Origin of the sequence: Klenkia soli, assembly GCF_900103975.1 — a bacterium.
Lineage (GTDB): Bacteria > Actinomycetota > Actinomycetes > Mycobacteriales > Geodermatophilaceae > Klenkia > Klenkia soli.
The window spans coordinates 38,432-56,104 of record NZ_FNIR01000016.1 but is presented as its reverse complement, the minus strand read 5'-3'; the positions used below and the strand labels follow the sequence as shown (position 1 = coordinate 56,104).

The window sequence follows — 17,673 nt, the reverse complement described above, 5'->3', positions numbered from 1 at the left end:
GTCGGGCCCGCGAGCGGCACCGGCAGGATCACCCCTGTGAGTGCATCCCCCGAGCAGGCCGCCCCCCAGACCCTCGTCGACCAGCTGCTGGCCCTCGCGCTGGCCACCGCCGGGGAGGCCGCCGCGCTGGTCGCCGCCGGCCGGGCCCGGGCGGGGGACGACGTCGAGAGCAAGACCACCGCGGTGGACGTGGTGACCGCCGTCGACAAGGCCAGCGAGCGCCTGGTGGTCGACCGGCTGCTCGGGGCCCGCCCCGACGACGGCGTGCTGGGGGAGGAGGGGGCCTCGCGCAGCGGCACCAGCGGGGTGCGCTGGGTGGTGGACCCGATCGACGGGACGGTGAACTTCCTCTACGGCCTCGGCTCGTACGCCGTCTGCATCGCCGCCGAGGTCGACGGCGTGGTCGAGGTCGGCGTGGTCGCCGACGTCCCGACGGGGGAGACGTTCGCCGCCGTGCGCGGCCGGGGTGCCTGGTCCGAGCGGGACGGCGTCCGCACGGCGCTGCGCTGCTCGTCGCCCCCGGACCTGGAGCACACCCTGGTGGCCACCGGCTTCGCCTACGACCGGGGTATCCGGACCCGGCAGGGCGAGGTGCTGGCCCGGGTCCTCCCCGAGGTGCGGGACGTGCGGCGCTGGGGCTCGGCCGCGGTGGAGATCTGCCTGGCCGCCGCGGGCCGGGTCGACGCGTTCTACCAGCTGGACCTCAAGCCCTGGGACCACCTGGCCGCCGACCTGGTCGCCACCGAGGCCGGCCTGCACGTCGAGGTCACCACCGGCTGGGGCAAGGCCGACCCCCTGGTCCTGGCCACCCCACCGACCATCGCGGATGGCTTCCGAGCACTCGTCGCCCGAGCACACGACTGACCCCTGGGGATCGCGAGGAGGGGGCCCGGAGGCAGAAGGACCCGACTGCCCCCCGGGACACGCTGCGCGCGCCCCGGGCCCCTGCAGCCGGGCCGACCGACGACCTAGCAGGCGGCGGTGGCGCTCGCGACCGTGGTGAGGGCGGCGTCGACCTGCTCCTGGGTGGCCAGCTCGGCGAACTCGGGGCCGATGACGACGTCGACGGTGGAGTCGGCGCGGGTGTCGGTGTAGTCGGTCGCGCCGGGGAGGTACAGCGCGACGTAGTCGGCGGTCGACGCGCCGCGGGGCCCGAAGCGCAGCTCGCCCACGCCGGTGACCTCGGCCTTGCGGGGGCTGGGGTCGTTGGCGATCTCGCTGACGACGAAGCCGCGGGACTGCAGGGTGGTGGCCACGGTCTGGGCCAGCCCGGCGGTGTCGGTGGCGTTGAGCACGTGCAGCTCGACGGTGGCGGGGTCCAGGGCGGTGGGTGCCTCGGCCGCGGTGCTGCACGCGGCGGCGTTGTCCTGGGCGATGGCCTCGGCGTCCCGGAACACGTTCCACCACACGCCGAGCGCGGCGAGGGCGAGCACGAGCAGGAAGATCACGGGGATCATCGGCCTGCGGTCGCGGCGGGCGCGCGGGGGGCGCCGGTCGCTGGTCTCGCTCAACTGCGCTCCGCTCGGGGGAGGACGGGGTTCGGCCAGATGGTAGTGGCGTCGGGGCCGGTCAGACCGCACCGTCCCGGAGTGCGGCGCGTCCGAGCTCGACGCACGGGCCGATCTTGTCGGCGTACCCGGTGGCGTCCTTCCCGGCCATGGCGCCGGCGGCCGAGCGGGCCACGATGCCGGCCAGGATGGACGCGAACTTGAAGTAGGCGAAGCCGACGTACCAGGAGAGGTCGCCGAGGTCGGTGCCGGTGCGCTCGGCGTAGCGCTCGGCCACCTGCGCCCTGGTCGGGAAACCGGGCAGCGCGGTCACCGCCGACAGGGCGACGCCGCGGTCCTCGCCGGCCTGCGGCCAGTAGACGAAGAGCATGCCGAGGTCGGTGAGCGGGTCACCGAGGGTGGACATCTCCCAGTCGAGCACCGCGCGCACCCGACCGGGGGTCTGCGGGTCCAGCAGGCAGTTGTCCATGCGGTAGTCGCCGTGCACGATGCCGCTGCGCCGGGTGGTCGGCACGCTGGCCGCCAGCTGGGCGGCGAGCTCGTCGAGGTCGGGCCGGTCGGTGTCGCGGGTGGCCTCCCACTGGGTGGTCCAGCGCCGCACCTGGCGGGCCAGGAAGCCCTCGGGGCGGCCGAAGTCGCCCAGGCCCACCGCGGCGGGGTCGACGGTGTGCAGGTCGGCGAGGACGTCGACCAGGCCGTCGCCCAGCGCCCGGCGCTCGGGCTCGGTGTCGGCGTAGCCGGCCGGCAGCTCGTCGACCACGTGCACGCCGACGACCCGCTCCATCACGTAGAACGGGGCGCCCAGCACCTCGGTGTCGGTGCACAGGTGCAGCGTGCGCGGCACCGGCACGGGTGTGCCGGCCAGGCCGCTGATGACCCGGTGCTCGCGGGCCATGTCGTGCGCGGTGGCCAGCACGGCCCCGGTCGGTGGGCGGCGGAGGATCACGGCGTCGTCCGCGCTGCCACCGCGCGGCGTCACCACGTAGGTCAGGTTGGACATGCCTGCGGCGATCAGGTCGACGTCGACCTCGCGCCACCGCTCGTCCTCGAGGACGGTGGCCAGGTAGGGGCCGACGACCCCTGGATCAGCACCCACGGTGGCGGTCATCGGCGCAGGGTAACCTCTGCCGCCCCTGGCCCGGACGCCGCTGCTCCAGGGCTGTGGGACACCACGCACCGGTTCGGTCCGGCCGCGGTGTGTGACGGTCGCCGGGTCGGGCACAAACGCGGGGTCCGCCACGTTGGGGGCCACGCCGGAGTCCCGACGGCAACCGCCGCGGGGCACGTCCAGGGCGGCCCGAGACCGCGGCCACCGGGACGCCGGCACACAGCACCCCGGGCCCGCAGGCCCGGACGACGAAGGAAGAGGGGCACACCATGGCCACCGACTACGACGCCCCACGACGCAACGAGGCCGACGAGCTCGGCGAGGACTCGCTGGAGGAGCTCAAGGCACGACGGGCCGAGGCGCAGTCCTCGTCGGTCGACGTCGACGAGACCGACTTCAACGAGGCGCTCGAGCTCCCCGGCGCCGACCTGTCCAACGAGGAGCTCACCGTCCGGGTGCTGCCGAAGCAGGAGGACGAGTTCACCTGCTCCAGCTGCTTCCTGGTCCACCACCGCAGCCGGCTGGCCAGCACCAAGGGCGATCGGCTGATCTGCCGCGACTGCGCCTGAGGTGACCCTGCCGCCGCGGGACGTCCCCCCGCCCCGCCCCGTCGTCGACGACGAGCCGACCGCCGGACCGCTCGCGCGGGCCGCGCGGTCGGTGGCCGACGCGGTGGCCGGGCTGCTGGGGGACCGCCCCGACGGCCAGGAGCCGACCGGCAAGGGCGGCCGGGCGGCGGCGGTGCTGCGCGACGTGGTCGCGGCCGTCGGCACGGCGGCGCGCGGGAGCGGCCGGGACGACGAGGGCCGGGACGACGAGGGCCGGGGGAGCGACCGGGCCGGGGACACCGGTCCGGGGTGGCACCCGGGGACCGTCCTCACCGACCTGCTGCACGCCGCCGCCCCGCGGTTGCCCATCCGCGACGCCGCCCGCCTGCGGGCCGCGTACCCGGGCATGGACGAGGCGGCCGTGGCCGACGCGCTGGTCACGCGGTACGCCCGCATCACCGCCGGCATCGGGGCCGCCACCGGCGGGCTGACCGCTGCGCAGTGGTTCGCGCCGCCGTCGATGATCGCGCTGCCGCTGGAGCTCGGGGCCGAGACGGTCCTGGTGGCCGCGGTCGAGGTGGTGCTGATCGGCGAGCTGCACGAGCTGCACGGCCGGCCCGCCGAGGGCGACGCGCGGGCGCGCGCCGGTGCCTACCTGACCAGCTGGACGCGCCAGCGCGCCGTCGAGTCCGGTCCCGGCGGCGGCGGTCTGCTCGCCACCCTGGGCAGCGCCGGGGTGAACGCGCTGCGCCGCCGGGTGACCCGGCGGCTGGCCCGCAACGTCTCCTCGGCCGCCCCGCTGATGATCGGCGCGGGGCTGGCCGCGCGCAGCAACCGCAAGGCCACCGGGCAGCTCGCCGAGGCGGTCCTCGCCGATCTGCGGGGGCCGGTCCCGCGCGCGCCCGGCCGGCACTAGCCTCGCCCCGTGTCGTCCCCGTTGGAGATCGCCGTCACCCTCGCCGAGGGCGCCGTCGTCCCCGCCTACGCACTCCCGGGCGACGCGGGGGCCGACCTCACGATCACCGAGGACGTCGAGCTGGCACCGCACCAGCGGGCGCTGGTCGGCACCGGGGTCGCCGTGGCCATCCCCGAGGGGTACGCCGGGTTCGTGCACCCCCGCTCCGGCCTCGCCCACCGGCTGGGCCTGGGCATGGTGAACGCGCCGGGCACCATCGACGCCGGGTACCGCGGCGAGATCAAGGTCAACCTGGTGAACACCGACCCGGTCACCACCATCCGGCTCCGCCGCGGCGACCGGGTGGCCCAGCTGGTCGTCCAGCCGGTCGTGCGGGCCGTGTTCACCCCGGTGGCCGACCTGCCGGCCACCCGGCGGGGCACCGGGGGGCACGGTTCCACCGGGCGCACCACCACCACGACAGAGGGGCAGGCCTGACATGCCGTTCGGACGACGGCGCAACCGGATCGAGCGCAGCGTGCGCGAGCGCGGCGTCCCGCCCGAGCCGCAGGTGCGCGAGCGCGAGCGCGACGAGACCACCGGGCCCTGGGACTCCGCCGACGCCCCCGAGGACGGCGTCCCCCGCGTGGACCTGGGGTCGCTGAAGCTGCCCGGCGTCCCCGGCATGGAGCTGCGGGTCGACGTCAACGCGCAGCAGAAGGTCATCGGGGCCAGCCTGCGCGAGGGGGACTCCCTGCTCCAGGTCTCGGCCTTCGCGGCCCCCCGGGCCGGTGGCATCTGGGACGGCGTGCGGGCCGACCTCGCCACCAGCGCCGGCGGCCAGGGCGGCTCGCTCACCGAGCGGGAGGGTCCCTTCGGCCCGGAGCTGGCCGGGTTCGTCAAGGCCAGCCCGCCGCCCCAGCCGGGGCAGACTGCGCCGGCCGAGGCGGTCCACCGACCGGCCCGCTTCATCGGCGTGGACGGTCCGCGGTGGTTCCTGCGGGGCATGATCAGCGGCCCGGCCGCCGAGACCCCCGAGGCCGGTGCCGCGCTGGAGGCGGCCTTCCGGAACATCGTCGTCGTCCGGGGGACCGACCCGATGCCGGTGCGCGAGCAGCTGCCCATGACGCTCCCCGCGCGGGCGGCCGAGCAGGTCGCCGCCCAGCAGGCCGCGGCGAAGGGCCGCAGCGGTCCTACCCTGGACGCGTGACCGAGACCCGTCCGAAGAGCTGGCTGTCCAAGACGCTGGCCAAGCTGACCGCCGACGACGCGACGATCGACGCGCAGGAGCTGCAGTCCGACGTGGCCAGCTCCGGCTGCGAGCCGGTCGGCAGCTGCCAGAAGGGCAAGGTCGTGGCGGTCACCGGCCGGCTGCGGTCGGTGGTCTACACCCCGCGCGAGACCGTGCCGACCCTGGAGGCCGAGCTGTTCGACGGCTCCGGGTCGGTCACCCTGGTCTGGCTCGGGCGCCGGCGGATCCCGGGCATCGAGCCCGGCCGTACCCTGAGCGCCCGCGGGCGGTTCGCCTCCTTCGAGGGCCGCAAGGTCATCTACAACCCCTGGTACGAGCTGGGCGCCGGGTGAGCCGACCCGCCGGCCGCAAGGCCCCCGCGTTCGACCGTGACCTGGTGCTGGACTCCCTCGGGGGCTGGCGCGGCATGGTCGACGTCTCGCTGCCCACGGTGGCCTTCGTGGTGGCCAACGGCTTCGGCGGGCTGACCGTCGGCATCTGGGCCGCGCTCGGTGCGGCCCTGCTGGTCTTCGGGTTGCGGCTGCTCCGCAAGGAGAGCCTGCAGCAGGCCTTCAGCGGGCTGATCGGGGTGGCCATCGCGGTGGCCATCGCCCGTGCGTCGGGCGAGGCCCGCGACTTCTTCGTGGTCGGGCTGATCCGCAACGCCGGCCTGGGCGTGCTGCTGCTGGGCTCGGTGCTGGTGCGGTGGCCGCTGGTCGGCGTCGCCGCCGAGTTCCTGGCCCCCAGCCACCTCGGCTCGATGGCCGACCACAGCCTCAAGGGGTCGCTCCGGGGCCGGGCGAAGGCCCGGGTGGCCGAGGTCCGGGCCCAGGACGACGAGGCGACCCTGCGGGAGCCCGACGCGGCCCCCGAGCGGCACTGGCGCACCGACCGCCGCATGATGCGGGTCTACACCTGGCTGACCCTGCTCTGGGCAGCGACCTTCGTGGTGCGCGCAGCGGTGCAGGGGTTCCTCTACTGGCGCGACGAGGTGGCCCTGCTGGGGACGTCGTCCCTGGTGCTCGGGCTACCGGTCACCGGCGTGGCGCTGGTGGTCACCCTCTGGGCCGTCGCCCGCCTGCACCGCCACCGCACCACCGCCTGACCCGGCTCAGTCCAGCCGCTTGCCCGACAGGACCTCCTGCAGAGGAAGGACCCCGTCCTCCTCACCGCTCGCGAGCTCGCGGCGAGCCTCTGGACGGGGCCTAGACGGGCTTGCCGGACAGGACCTCCTGCAGGTCCTCCTCGACGTCGCCGTGCATGATGAAGAGCAGCTCGTCGCCGGCCTCGAGGGGTTCGTCCGGGGTCGGGGTGATGACCCGCTCGCCGCGCAGGATGGCCGTCAGCACCGTCTCGCGGGGCAGCGGGACGTCGCGCAGTGGGCGGCCGACCCACGGGGTGTCGTCGGCGAGGGTGATCTCGGTCAGGTTGGCCGCACCCTTGCGGAAGCTCATCAGCCGGACGACGTCGCCGACGGTCACGGCCTCCTCGACGAGCGCGGCCAGCACGCGCGGGGTGGAGACGGCGACGTCCACGCCCCACGCCTCTGTGTAGAGCCACTCGTTGCGGGGGTCCTTCACCCGGGCCACCACGCGGTTGACCGCGAACTCCGTCTTCGCCAGCAGCGAGACGACCAGGTTGGCCTTGTCGTCACCGGTGGCGGCGATGACGACGTCGCAGGTGGCCAGGTGGGCCTCCTCGAGGGCGCTGACCTCGCAGGCGTCGGCCTGCACCCACTCGGCGCCGGGGACGGCCTTGGCCCGCACCTTGGCGGCGTTCTTCTCGATGAGCATGACGGCGTGGCCGTTGCCCAGCAGCTCCCCGGCTATCGAGCGCCCCACGGCGCCGGCGCCCACGATGGCGACGCGCATCAGTGCTGCCCTCCCTCGGGTGCGTTCTCGACGACGTCGTGCACGGCGACGGCGATCTCGTCGGTGGCGGCGACCACCAGGTGGTCGCCGGTCTGCAGCACGGTGCTGGGCCGGGGGAGCTGGGCCTCGCCGAAGCGCACCAGCCAGGCGGCACGGGCGCCGCTGGCCTTCTCCAGGTCGGCCAGCGGACGGCCGACCCAGCCGTCGGTGACGGTGACCCGCATGAGCAGCACCTTGCCGGTGGGCTCGCGCCAGATCTCGGTCACCTTGACGCTGAGCAGCTCGCGCATCAGCCGGCTGACCGTCCACGGGACGGTCGCCACGCTGGGGATGCCCATGCGCTCGTAGACCTCGGCCCGCTTGGAGTCGTAGATGCGGGCCACGACGTGCTCGACGCCGAACGTCTCGCGCGCGACCCGGGCGCTGATGATGTTGGAGTTGTCGCCGCTGCTCACCGCGGCGAAGGCGCCGGCGGAGTCGATGCCGGCGTCCAGCAGCGTCTGCCGGTCGAAGCCGAGACCGGTGACCTGGCGGCCGTTGAACTCGGGGCCCAGCCGGCGGAAGGCCTCGGCGTTCTGGTCGATGACCGCGACGCTGTGCCCGATCTCCTCCAGGCGCCGCGCGATGGCCGAACCGACCCGGCCGCAGCCCATGACGACCACGTGCACGTGCACTCCCCGCGGGTCCTGCCGGCCGACGCGGACCGCCGGGCCGTACAGCGCGCGAAGCTACACCGGCGACATGACGTGGCCGGGGCCGCGTGCACATGCAGCGTCCGTACGATCGCCGCGTGCCTTCGCTGTCCGACCTCGGACAACTCCCCAAACGTCTCGTCCTCGGCCGACCGGTCCGCAGCGACAAGGCCGGCGAGTCGTTGCTCCCCAAGCGCCTGGCGCTCCCGATCTTCGCCAGCGACCCGCTCTCCTCGGTGGCCTACGCCACCCAGGAGATCCTCATCGTGCTGACCCTCGCCGGGTCGGCCTTCCTCTTCCTGGCGCCGTGGCTGGCCGTGGCCGTCGTCCTGCTGCTGGTCGTGGTGGTGCTGTCCTACCGCCAGGTGGTGCACGCCTACCCCTCCGGCGGGGGTGACTACGAGGTGGCGGCCAAGAACCACGGGCGGTTCGCCTCGCTGGTGGTGGCCAGCGCGCTGCTCACCGACTACGTGATGACGGTGGCGGTCTCGGTCGCCTCCGGCACCGACAACATCATCTCGGCGTTCCCGGGGCTGGCCCAGCACCGCGTGGTCATCGCCGTCGGGCTGGTGGCGTTCCTGGCCGCGGCGAACCTGCGCGGGGTGCGTGAGTCGGGCAAGAGCTTCGCCGTCCCCACCTACCTGTTCGTGGCCGGCATCCTGGTCATGGTCGTGACCGGGTTAATAAAGTACTTCTTCACCGACGCCTCGCTCGTCGCCGAGAGCGCGAGCTACACGATCACGCCCGAGCCCGAGTACTCCAACCTGGCCGGCCTCGCGCTGATCTTCTTCGTGCTGCGCGCCTTCGCCTCGGGCTGCACCGCGTTGACCGGCGTCGAGGCGATCGCCAACGGGGTGCCGGCGTTCCGCCCGCCGAAGTCGAAGAACGCCGCCACCACGCTGGCCCTCATGGGCGGCATCGCGGCGGCCATGTTCGCCGGGGTGACCGCGCTGGCGCTGTTCTCCGGGGTCAAGTACGCCGAGTTCCCCTGCGACCTCGAGGGCTTCGCCAACTGCGAGACCCAGCCCCAGCTGACCGTCATCGCCCAGGTCTCCGGCGCGGTGTTCGGCAGCGACGGGATCGGCTTCTACTACATCCAGGCGGCGACCGCCCTGGTGCTGATCCTGGCGGCGAACACCGCGTTCAACGGGTTCCCGCTGCTGGGCTCGGTGCTGGCGCAGGACCGCTTCATGCCCAAGCAGCTGCACACCCGCGGCGACAAGCTGGTCTACAGCAACGGGATCCTGCTGCTGTCGGGCTTCGCCGTGGTCATGCTGGTCGCCTTCCAGGCCGACTCGACCCGGCTGATCCAGCTCTACATCGTCGGGGTGTTCACCAGCTTCACCATCGGCCAGTGGGGCATGGTGCGGCACTGGAAGCGCGAGATGAAGCTGGTCGAGGGCGTCGAGCGGGCCCGCATGCGCCGCTCGCAGGTCATCAACGCCCTCGGCGGCTCGATCACCACGATCGTGCTGATCATCATCGTGCTGACCAAGTTCACCCGCGGCGCCTGGATCGTCATCGTCGCGATGCCGTTCATCTACCTGCTGATGCGCCAGATCAACCGGCACTACACGCAGGTGGCCGAGCAGCTGGTGCCCAGCGGTGACTCCCGCACTCTGCCCTCGAAGGTGCACGCCGTCGTCCTGGTGAGCAAGGTGCACAAGCCCACGCTGCGGGCCCTGGCCTTCGCCCGGGCCACCCGGCCCGACCAGCTCACCGCGCTCACCGTCAACGTGGACGACGCCGACACCCGGGCGCTGCAGGCCGACTGGGACCGCTACGACATCCCGGTGCCCCTGACGGTGCTCGAGTCGCCCTACCGGGAGATCACCCGGCCGGTGCTGGACTTCGTCAAGGACATCCGCCGCGACAGCCCGCGCGAGCTGGTGGTGGTCTTCGTGCCGCAGTACGTGGTGGGCCACTGGTTCGAGAACGTGCTGCACAACCAGAGCGCGCTGCGGCTGCGCGCCCGGCTGCAGTTCCAACCCGGGGTCATGATCACCACCGTGCCCTGGCAGCTCGAGGGTTCCCGGGACCGCGAGGACGCCATGCGGCCGGGGGTGGCCCCGGGTGACCTGCGCCGCGGCATCACGACGGACCCCCCATGACCTGGCTGGGCGAGCGGTTCGAGGTGACGGTCGGACCGGTGGCGCACGGCGGGCACTGCGTGGCCCGGCACGAGGGCCGGGTGGTCTTCGTGCGGCACGCGCTGCCCGGTGAGCGGGTCGTCGTCGCCGTCACCGAGGACCGGCACGCCGGCTACTGCCGCGCCGACGCCGTCGAGGTGCTGGACCCCTCGCCGGACCGGGTCGAGCGGCCGTGCTCGTCCTCGGGCCCGGGCCGGTGCGGGGGGTGCGACTGGCAGCACGTCGACCCGGCCGCGCAGCGCCGGCTCAAGGGCGACGTCGTCACCGAGCAGTTCGCCCGGCTGGCCGGCATGGACGTCTCCCTCGACGTCGAGGAGCTGCCCGGTGGACCGCTGCGCTGGCGGTCCCGCGCCCGCTTCGCGGTCGACCGGTCCGGTCGGCCCGGCCTGCGGCCGCACCGCTCCCGCGAGGTGTTCGTGCTCGACGACTGCCCGATCACCGTCGAGCCCGCGGCCGACGCCGTGCTGGGCCGCCGCTGGGACGGCGCCGGGGCGGTGGACGTGGCCGTGGACTCCGTCGGCGGCGTGACCACCACGACGCTGGACCGCCGGGGCCACCCGCAGTCCACCCGGGTCGTCCGGCCGTCCGGTGCCGGGGCCACCGGGTCGCGGGCCGAGCGCAAGGCCTGGCACCGCGACTGGCAGGTCGAGGGCACCGGGTTCTGGCAGGTCCACCCCGCCGCGGCCGACGCCCTCGTGGGCGCGGTCGCCGGGTTCGCCGGGGTGCGGTCGGGGGAGCGGGTGCTGGACCTCTACGCGGGAGCCGGCCTGTTCGGCGGCTCGTTGGCCGCCGGGGTCGGGGCGGCGGGTCAGGTGGTCTGCGTGGAGTCCGACGCCGGTGCGTGCGCCGCGGCCTCGGACAACCTGTCCGACCTCCCGCAGGCCGAGGTCTGGCAGGGCGACGTCGACGCCGAGGGGCTCACCGAGCTGCTGGCCGAGCTGGACGGCCCGCCCGACGTCGTCGTCCTGGACCCCCCGCGGTCGGGGGCCGGGCGCGAGGTGAGCGCCGTGCTGGCCGACACCGGGGCCCGGGCCGTGGTCTACGTGGCCTGCGACCCCGCGTCGCTGGCCCGCGACGTCGCGGTCTTCGCCGAGGCCGGCTGGCGGCTCACCGGTCTGCGCGCCTACGACGCCTTCCCCATGACCGCCCACGTGGAGTGCGTCGCGCTGCTGGAGCCGGCCCGCTAGCTCCGCGCCAGGTCCGACAGGTCCCAGAGCTTCGTGTCGCCGGCGGGGACCGGCGTGCCGTGGGCCCGCACCCAGTCGCGGATGCGGGAGGCGTCGGGGCCACCGCCGAGGCCGTCGACGTAGAAGTGGATCCGGTGCGCGGCGACGTCGGCCCGGAACTGCGCCAGGGTGAGGGTGGGGTCCTGGCCGGAGAAGCCGCCGATGTCCATGACCGGCACGCCGGTGGCCAGCTGGATGCCCGCTCCGTGGTGCCCGGTGGTGGCGGCCGCCCAGGTGTAGCCGGCGGCGCCGTCCCGGATGTCGTGCAGCGCGGTCTGCGTGACACCGGGACCGTCGGGCCGGCCCTCCAGCCACCCCCGGGCGGTCAGCGGCGGCGGGTCGGCGTAGACGTTGCTGCTCTCGTGGACCCCGGCGGCCGTGCTGACCGACCACAGCGCCGGACCGAGGACGACGGCCAGCACCGCAGCGGTCAGGAACCGGCGCCGCCCACCCCGGCGGAGGGCCACCAGCGCCGCGGCGACCAGGGCCAGCAGGACACCGGAGAGGACGGCGGCCGCGGCGGGCCGGTGCCAGTGCACGACCGCCACGGCGGCGCTCCACGCGGTCGCGACGACGAGACCGGCGCCCAGCACGCGACGGCCGACCGGCCCGGCCCGCCAGAGCACGGTGCCGCCGATCGCGACCACGGCGGCGATGGCCGGGGCCAGCTGCACCGCGTAGTAGCTGTGCTCGATGCCCTTCATGACGCTCAGCACGCCGGCGGCGACGACCAGCCAGCCGCCCCACACCAGCAGGGCGCCGCGCACCCGGTCGGTCCGTGCGGCGCGCGCGGTGACGACCAGCCCGGCCACCAGGGCCAGCGCCGCCACCGGCAGCAGCCAGCCCGACTCGTCCCCGCCGGACCCGACCAGCCGCCAGATGCTCGAGGAGCTCTGGTGCATGCCGCCCCCGCCGGCGGCCTCGTCGCCGCTGAGCCGCCCCAGCCCGTTGTAGCCCAGGGCCAGGCTCAGCGGGTTGTCGTCGGTGGTGCCGCCGACCCACGGCCGGTCGCCGCGGGGGACCAGGGAGACGGCCAGCACCCACCACCCGGCGGTCACGACCAGCGCCACCCCGGCGGCCAGCAGCTGGCCGACCCGGCGCCGCAGCCGCGGCGGCCCGGCCACCAGGTAGGCCCCCGCCAGGCCCGGCAGCACCAGGAAGGCCTGCAGCGACTTGGTCAGGAAGGCCAGCCCGACGACGGTGCCGGCCAGCAGCAGCCACCGGGTCCGGCCGTCCTCGAGCGCGCGGCCCACGGCCCACGCGGCCAGCACGCACAGCAGGGTCAGCAGCGCGTCGGGGTTGTCGTACCGGAACATCAGCGTGGCCACGGGTGTGACCGCCAGCAGCAGCCCGGCCAGCACCCCGGCCCACGGGCCCAGCACCCGCCGCACCGCCGCGGCGAGGACGGCGACGGCGAGCACGCCCATCAGCGCCTGGGGCACCAGCACGGACCAGCTCGACAGGCCGAACAGCCGCACCGACAGACCCATGACCCACAGCGCGGCCGGGGGCTTGTCCACCGTCACGGCGCCCGGGGCGTCCGAGGCGCCGAAGAACCAGGCCGACCAGCTCTGCGCCCCGGCCTGGGCGGCGCCGGCGTAGAAGGCGTTGCCCCAGCCGGACCGGGGGAGGCCGACCGTGTACAGCGCGGTCGTGCCGGCCAGCAGCGCGGCCAGGGCCAGCTGGTCCGGTCGTGGGCGGCGGCGGGGACCGGCCGCGGCGGGGGCCGGGGCGGTCGCCGGGTCGTGGGCGTGCAGCAACGTCACGGCTGTGCACTGTGAGGCCGGTGGCTGGCAGCCGGCTCCCGGCCGGCTGTGGACCTCCCGTCGGTCGGCTGTCCGCACGGTGTGCAGGCGGCTCACAGCTGATCTCCCGGTTCCCTCCAGCGGACACCTGGACGGTGCTCCTGTCGATCGAGGAGGACATCGTGCTCAGCCACCTGTGGCGCTGGTTCATCGGACTGCACCTGGTCTCCGGGGCCCTGTACGTCACGTTGGTCGTGGTCCTGTTCGTGGGCCTCGCCGCGCTGCTGGTCGCCCACCGGGACCGGCGCTGGTTCACCCGGCGCGTCCCGGTCGCGGTGCTGGTCGCCGCGGTGCTGCTGGGCATCGCCCAGGTCGTGCTGGTCGTGGCCAAGCCCTTCCCCGACGGGCTGCCGTGGGTGGTGCCGCTGTGGATCGGGCTGGGGCTGCTCGGGATCACCCTCGCGGTGGCCGGCTGGGCCCGGGCCCGGTGGTGGCGGCGGGCGCTGATCGCGCTGGCCCTGGTCGGGGTGGTGCTCGGCGCGGCCAACAACGTCAACGCCGTCTACCAGCCGTACCCGACGGTGGCCGCCGCGCTGCAGCTGCCGCCCTACGACCAGGTCGACGCCGCCGACGTCCTCACCACCGACGCCGTGTCCTCCACCTCGCTGGCCGACTGGACGCCGCCGGCCGGGATGCCCGACACCGGCGCGCTGACGCAGGTGACCATCCCGGCGACCGCGTCGGGCTTCCCCGCGCGACCGGCCTGGGTCTACCTGCCGCCGGCCTACCTGAGCTCGAACCGGCCCGCGCTGCCCGTCCTGGTGCTGCTGGGCGGTCAGCCGGGCAGCCCGCGGGACTGGATCGACGGCGGCCAGCTGGCGCACCGCCTCGACGACTGGGCGGCGGAGCACCACGGCCTCGCCCCGGTGGTGGTCATGCCCGACGACCTGGGCGGGGAGGGCAGCAACCCGCTGTGCATGGACTCCGCGCTGGGCAAGGCCGACACGTACCTGTCGGTGGACGTGCCGGCCTGGATCGGCGCGAACCTCCAGGTGGACACCGACCACGCGCACTGGGCGGTCGGCGGCTTCTCCTACGGGGGCACCTGCGCCCTCCAGCTGGCCACCAACCACCCCGACCTCTTCCCGACGATCTTCGACGCATCGGGCCAGCGCGCGCCCACCCTGGGCAGCACCGCCGACACGCTGCAGGCCACCTTCGGCGGGAACGAGGCCGCCTTCGACGCCGTCGACCCGCTGCACCTCCTGGCCGCCCGCCAGTACCCGGACCTGCACGCCTACCTGGTGGTGGGCCGGGGCGACGACCAGTACCGGCCGCAGGCGGAGGAGGTCGCCGCGGCGCTGAAGAAGGCCGGGGCGACGGTGGTCAGCACCGCGCTGCCGGGCGGCCACTCCTGGGAGGTCTGGGGCCCCGGCCTCGAGGGCGCGCTCCCGTGGCTGGCCCAGCAGCTGGGGCTCCCCTCGTGAACCCCGCCCAGGTCACCGGGCGGTTCGTGGCCCTGCTGCGCCGGGTGCCGGTGACCGCCGTCCTCGTGGTCGTCGTCGCCGTCGGCGCCTCCTGGGGCACCGACCGCACGCTGGGCACCGGTGCGCACGCGCTGGCGGCGGGGCGCTGGTGGACGCTGCCGGCCTCGGCCCTGTCGGTGGCCACCCCCGCCGGGACCCTGGTCACGCTGCTGCTGATCGCGGCCCTGCTCGGTCCGGTGGAGCACCGGTGGGGCAGTCGCCGGACCGCACCTGCGCTGGTCCTGGGCCAGGTGGCTGCCGGTCTGCTCGGTGCCGGGGCGTCGGCGCTGCTGGCCACCACCGGGGACCGCTGGGGCCTGCGGCTGGCGGGCGCGCTGGTGGTCGGCCCGCTGCCCGGGGTCCTCGCGACGGTCGCGGCGGCCTCGGCCGTCGCGACGCCGCTGGTGCGCCGCCGGGTCCGGGTGGTGCTCGGCGTCGGGCTGGTCATGCTGGTGCTCTACGGCGGCACCGGGGGCGACGTGCACCGGCTGGCGGGGTGGGTGGTCGGCCTGCTGGCCGGCGAGCTGGCCGTGCGCCTGCGCGGCCGGCACGTCGAGCGGGGGCCGGTCAGCCGGCGCGAGTCCCGGGCCCTGGTCGCCCTGGTGGTCGCCGCGGCGGCGATCGGGCCGCTGGTGGCGGCGTTGGCGCGGACGTCCACCGGTCCGTGGTCGGTCCTGTCGCACCTGTTCGTCTCGGGGGCACCCGACGCCGGCACCCTGAGCACCCTCTGCGGCAAGGGGACGCAGCTCGACGACTGCCGGGTGCTGCTGGGCCGTTCCCACCTGGCGGGCCTGGGGCCCACCCTGCTCTCGGCGCTGCCGGTGCTGGTGCAGCTGGTGCTCGCCGAGGGTCTCCGCCGTGGTCGGCGAGCTGCCTGGGTCGGTGCCGTCGTGTACTCCGGGGTGCTCGCGGTGGTCGGCGCGGTGGTCGTCGCCGCCGTGCTGCAGGACCCCCAGGCGGCCCTGACCACCCTCGGCACCCCGCGGGGCGGGCTGCCGGTCGTGGCCGTGTGGGCGCCGGTGGCCGCCCCGGTGACGGTGCTGGTCCTGCTGCTGCTGACCCGGAACCGGTTCCCGGTGCCCGCGGCACCGGGCACGGCTCGGCGCTGGGCCGGGCTGGCCGGCGGCGGCCTCGGGGTCGTGGTGCTGGCCTACGTCGGGGCAGGGCTGCTGCTGCGGGGCGAGTGGTCCCGGCCGCCCACCGTGGGCCGGCTGCTGCTGGACCTGCCCGCCCGCATGCTGCCCCCGGGCTGGCTGGGCGAGGTCCTGCCGGAGCTCGCGCCGCTGCACGGTGCCGCGCGGGTGCTCGCCAACTGGACCGGCGTGGCCTGCTGGGTGGTCCTGGTGGGGTCGGCCTGGATCGTCGTCCGGCCGGCCGTGCCCAGCGGGGACGCCGCCCGGGCCCGCGCCCTGGTCGACCGGCACGGCGACGGGGCGCTGTCGTTCATGACCACCTGGGTCGGCAACCGCTGGTGGTTCACCGAGGACGGGCAGGCCGTCGTCGCCTTCCGCGTGGTCGGCGGGGTCGCGCTGACCACCGGTGACCCGGTCGGTGCCCCCGACGCCCGCGCGCGGGCGGTCCCGGAGTTCACCACCTGGTGCCTGGCCCGCGGCTGGACGCCGTGCTGGTACTCGGTGACCGACGGGGTGGTCGAGGCCCTGCCCGGTGCCCGGCGGGTCCAGGTGGCCAGCGAGACCTGGCTGCCGCTGGGGCAGCTGGCCTTCACCGGCAAGAAGTGGCAGGACGTGCGGACGGCGGTCAACCGCGCCGCGCGGGACGGCGTGCAGGCGGTGTGGCTGCGCTGGGCGGAGGCGCCGCTGGCCCTGCGCGAGCAGGTGGCCCGCTCCTCGGAGGAGTGGTTGGCCGGCAAGGGCCTGCCCGAGATGGGGTTCACCCTGGGCGGGCTCGACGAGCTCGAGGACCCCGACGTCCGCTGCCTGCTCTCGGTCGGACCCGACGGCCGGGTCCACGGGATCACCAGCTGGCTGCCGGCCAGCCGGGACGGCGTCCGGGTCGGGTGGACACTGGACCTCATGCGGCGCAGCCCCGGGTGCCCACCGGGCACCATGGAGTTCCTGGTCGGCACCGCGGCGCTGACCTTCCAGGAGGAGAGGGCCGAGTTCGTGAGCCTGTCCGGTGCTCCGCTGGCCTTCCCGGCCGGCGGCGGCGAGGACGACGCCCTGGCCCGCCTCCTCGAGGCCACGGGTCGGTTGATGGAGCCGGTGTACGGCTTCCGGTCCCTGCTGTCGTTCAAGGCCAAGTTCCAGCCGCGGCACCGGCCGCTGTGGCTGGTCCACCTGGACACCGCCGACCTGCCGCGGATCGCCCGGGCGGTCTCGCAGGCCTACCTGCCGCACCTGTCGCCGGCCCAGGCGCTGCGCCTGGGCCGGGCGGTGCTGGTGGGTCGCCGCCCGCGGCGGCCGGTCGCCGCGGGCGGCCCGGCGTCGTCCCCGTCCGAGCTGGTCGGCTCGGGCGCCCGGTGAGGGGGCGGGCGGCGGCCGCCGGTGGGCTGGTCGGGGCGGTGCTCGTCCTCGCGGGGTGCGCCGTCCCGGTGGCGCGGTCGGCGGCCGCGGTCGCCCCGGCGGCGCCCACCGCCGACCCGTTGCGCGTGGTGGTCGTGGGTGACTCGATCACCGAGATGAGCTGCCCCGACTTCGACGCCGGGGTGCTCGCCCGCGACTCCTGGACGTGGTGGGCGACCGGCCAGGGCGTGCACGTCCTGGGTGGCTGGGCGCACGCCGGAGCCACCACCGAGGACATGCTGGCCGGCGTCGCGGCCGAGCCGCCGGCCGACGCCGACGTCCTGGTGCTGATGGCCGGCAACAACGACATCGACTGGGACGTGCCGACCCAGCAGGTGCTGGACCAGCTGGTGCAGATCGCCGACGCGGTCGGCATCCCGCGGGTGGTGCTGTCCGCCGTCGCCCCGGAGGACGGCCTCGGGGCCGAGACCCTGGCCATGGACGACGCCCTCGCCCGGCTCGCCGACGAGGAGGGCTGGCAGTACGTCGACCCGATGGGCGGGATCCGCGACGACGACGGCGACTACCGGGACGGCGCCACCCTGGACGGCGTCCACCCCACCGAGGAGGCCTCCGTCGCCGTCGGGCGGGCGCTGCGCGAGGCCCTGCTCGACCCCGCCGATGTCGTACCCGCGGGGCAGACTCGCTGAG

The 17,673-nt window shown here is 75.3% G+C and carries 17 protein-coding genes; 12 read left to right on the top strand and 5 right to left on the bottom strand.

The window, feature by feature from the left end; all coding sequences use genetic code 11:
* Positions 1-36 precede the first annotated feature (36 nt).
* Positions 37-864, top strand: coding sequence for an inositol monophosphatase family protein (locus BLS67_RS21095; RefSeq protein WP_242654252.1), 828 nt, complete (start codon positions 37-39; stop codon positions 862-864).
* 104 nt (positions 865-968) lie between these two features.
* On the opposite strand, the gene BLS67_RS21090 is transcribed toward BLS67_RS21095, so the two are convergent.
* Together BLS67_RS21090 and BLS67_RS21085 are read right to left on the bottom strand one after the other, a co-directional pair.
* A complete protein-coding gene (locus BLS67_RS21090; RefSeq protein WP_242654251.1) occupies positions 969-1,511 on the bottom strand; it encodes a LytR C-terminal domain-containing protein in 543 nt (180 codons plus the stop codon).
* A gap of 58 nt (positions 1,512-1,569) precedes the next feature.
* Positions 1,570-2,616, bottom strand: a complete 1,047-nt coding sequence (locus tag BLS67_RS21085; RefSeq protein WP_091249579.1) for a phosphotransferase family protein — start codon at positions 2,614-2,616, stop codon at positions 1,570-1,572.
* A gap of 269 nt (positions 2,617-2,885) precedes the next feature.
* On the opposite strand from BLS67_RS21085, the gene BLS67_RS21080 reads away from it, so the two are divergent.
* Genes BLS67_RS21080 through BLS67_RS21055 form a run of 6 tightly spaced genes read left to right on the top strand, consistent with a single transcriptional unit; the run spans position 2,886 to position 6,395 of the window.
* On the top strand, positions 2,886-3,185 hold the full coding sequence (locus BLS67_RS21080) for a DUF4193 domain-containing protein (RefSeq protein ID WP_091062581.1): 300 nt from the start codon (positions 2,886-2,888) through the stop codon (positions 3,183-3,185).
* Position 3,186: 1 nt separating this feature from the next.
* The gene (locus BLS67_RS21075) at positions 3,187-4,080 is read left to right on the top strand and encodes a hypothetical protein (protein ID WP_091249577.1); all 894 of its coding nucleotides are present in this window, start codon (positions 3,187-3,189) and stop codon (positions 4,078-4,080) included.
* Between the two features lie 9 nt (positions 4,081-4,089).
* On the top strand, positions 4,090-4,557 hold the full coding sequence (gene dut, locus BLS67_RS21070; protein WP_091249575.1) for a dUTP diphosphatase: 468 nt from the start codon (positions 4,090-4,092) through the stop codon (positions 4,555-4,557).
* Position 4,558: 1 nt separating this feature from the next.
* Complete coding sequence (locus BLS67_RS21065) at positions 4,559-5,269, top strand: DUF3710 domain-containing protein (RefSeq protein WP_091249573.1); 711 nt, start codon at positions 4,559-4,561, stop codon at positions 5,267-5,269.
* Positions 5,266-5,643, top strand: coding sequence for an OB-fold nucleic acid binding domain-containing protein (locus tag BLS67_RS21060; protein WP_091249570.1), 378 nt, complete (start codon positions 5,266-5,268; stop codon positions 5,641-5,643). Before BLS67_RS21065 ends, BLS67_RS21060 begins: the two co-directional genes overlap by 4 nt.
* Positions 5,640-6,395 (top strand): DUF3159 domain-containing protein, encoded by a 756-nt coding sequence (locus BLS67_RS21055; protein WP_242654250.1) that lies wholly within the window; start codon positions 5,640-5,642, stop codon positions 6,393-6,395. Before BLS67_RS21060 ends, BLS67_RS21055 begins: the two co-directional genes overlap by 4 nt.
* 100 nt (positions 6,396-6,495) lie before the next feature.
* On the opposite strand, the gene BLS67_RS21050 is transcribed toward BLS67_RS21055, so the two are convergent.
* Positions 6,496-7,161, bottom strand: coding sequence for a potassium channel family protein (locus BLS67_RS21050; protein WP_091249568.1), 666 nt, complete (start codon positions 7,159-7,161; stop codon positions 6,496-6,498).
* The gene (locus BLS67_RS21045) at positions 7,161-7,829 is read right to left on the bottom strand and encodes a potassium channel family protein (protein ID WP_091249673.1); all 669 of its coding nucleotides are present in this window, start codon (positions 7,827-7,829) and stop codon (positions 7,161-7,163) included. The genes BLS67_RS21050 and BLS67_RS21045 overlap by 1 nt, the downstream gene beginning before the upstream one ends.
* 122 nt (positions 7,830-7,951) lie before the next feature.
* On the opposite strand from BLS67_RS21045, the gene BLS67_RS21040 reads away from it, so the two are divergent.
* Together BLS67_RS21040 and BLS67_RS21035 are read left to right on the top strand one after the other, a co-directional pair.
* The gene (locus BLS67_RS21040; protein ID WP_091249669.1) at positions 7,952-9,964 is read left to right on the top strand and encodes an APC family permease; all 2,013 of its coding nucleotides are present in this window, start codon (positions 7,952-7,954) and stop codon (positions 9,962-9,964) included.
* Entirely contained in the window at positions 9,961-11,190 is a 1,230-nt protein-coding gene (locus tag BLS67_RS21035; RefSeq protein ID WP_091249563.1) for a class I SAM-dependent RNA methyltransferase, read from the top strand. Before BLS67_RS21040 ends, BLS67_RS21035 begins: the two co-directional genes overlap by 4 nt.
* Here BLS67_RS21035 and BLS67_RS21030 read toward each other — a convergent pair.
* Positions 11,187-12,995 (bottom strand): ArnT family glycosyltransferase, encoded by a 1,809-nt coding sequence (locus BLS67_RS21030; protein WP_207500785.1) that lies wholly within the window; start codon positions 12,993-12,995, stop codon positions 11,187-11,189. The two genes, BLS67_RS21035 and BLS67_RS21030, sit on opposite strands and share 4 nt — an antisense overlap.
* A gap of 134 nt (positions 12,996-13,129) precedes the next feature.
* Here BLS67_RS21030 and BLS67_RS21025 point away from each other — a divergent pair, with 134 nt between their 5' ends.
* The 3 genes from BLS67_RS21025 to BLS67_RS21015 are packed head-to-tail and all read left to right on the top strand — an operon-like array spanning position 13,130 to position 17,672.
* Positions 13,130-14,461, top strand: a complete 1,332-nt coding sequence (locus BLS67_RS21025) for an alpha/beta hydrolase (RefSeq protein ID WP_207500784.1) — start codon at positions 13,130-13,132, stop codon at positions 14,459-14,461.
* Positions 14,458-16,983: a bifunctional lysylphosphatidylglycerol flippase/synthetase MprF gene (locus BLS67_RS24845; protein WP_091249560.1), complete on the top strand. Its 2,526-nt coding sequence runs from the start codon at positions 14,458-14,460 to the stop codon at positions 16,981-16,983. Before BLS67_RS21025 ends, BLS67_RS24845 begins: the two co-directional genes overlap by 4 nt.
* Complete coding sequence (locus BLS67_RS21015) at positions 16,980-17,672, top strand: SGNH/GDSL hydrolase family protein (RefSeq protein WP_091249556.1); 693 nt, start codon at positions 16,980-16,982, stop codon at positions 17,670-17,672. Before BLS67_RS24845 ends, BLS67_RS21015 begins: the two co-directional genes overlap by 4 nt.
* Position 17,673: the final 1 nt, after the last annotated feature.

What these genes read in the sequence shown, in the direction of transcription:
- BLS67_RS21085 (WP_091249579.1), bottom strand. Translation starts at nt 2,616, where the DNA reads ATGACCGCCACCGTGGGTGCTGATCCAGGGGTCGTCGGCCCCTACCTG.
- BLS67_RS21080 (WP_091062581.1), top strand. Translation starts at nt 2,886, where the DNA reads ATGGCCACCGACTACGACGCCCCACGACGCAACGAGGCCGACGAGCTC.
- BLS67_RS21065 (WP_091249573.1), top strand. Translation starts at nt 4,559, where the DNA reads ATGCCGTTCGGACGACGGCGCAACCGGATCGAGCGCAGCGTGCGCGAG.
- BLS67_RS21050 (WP_091249568.1), bottom strand. Translation starts at nt 7,161, where the DNA reads ATGCGCGTCGCCATCGTGGGCGCCGGCGCCGTGGGGCGCTCGATAGCC.
- BLS67_RS21035 (WP_091249563.1), top strand. Translation starts at nt 9,961, where the DNA reads ATGACCTGGCTGGGCGAGCGGTTCGAGGTGACGGTCGGACCGGTGGCG.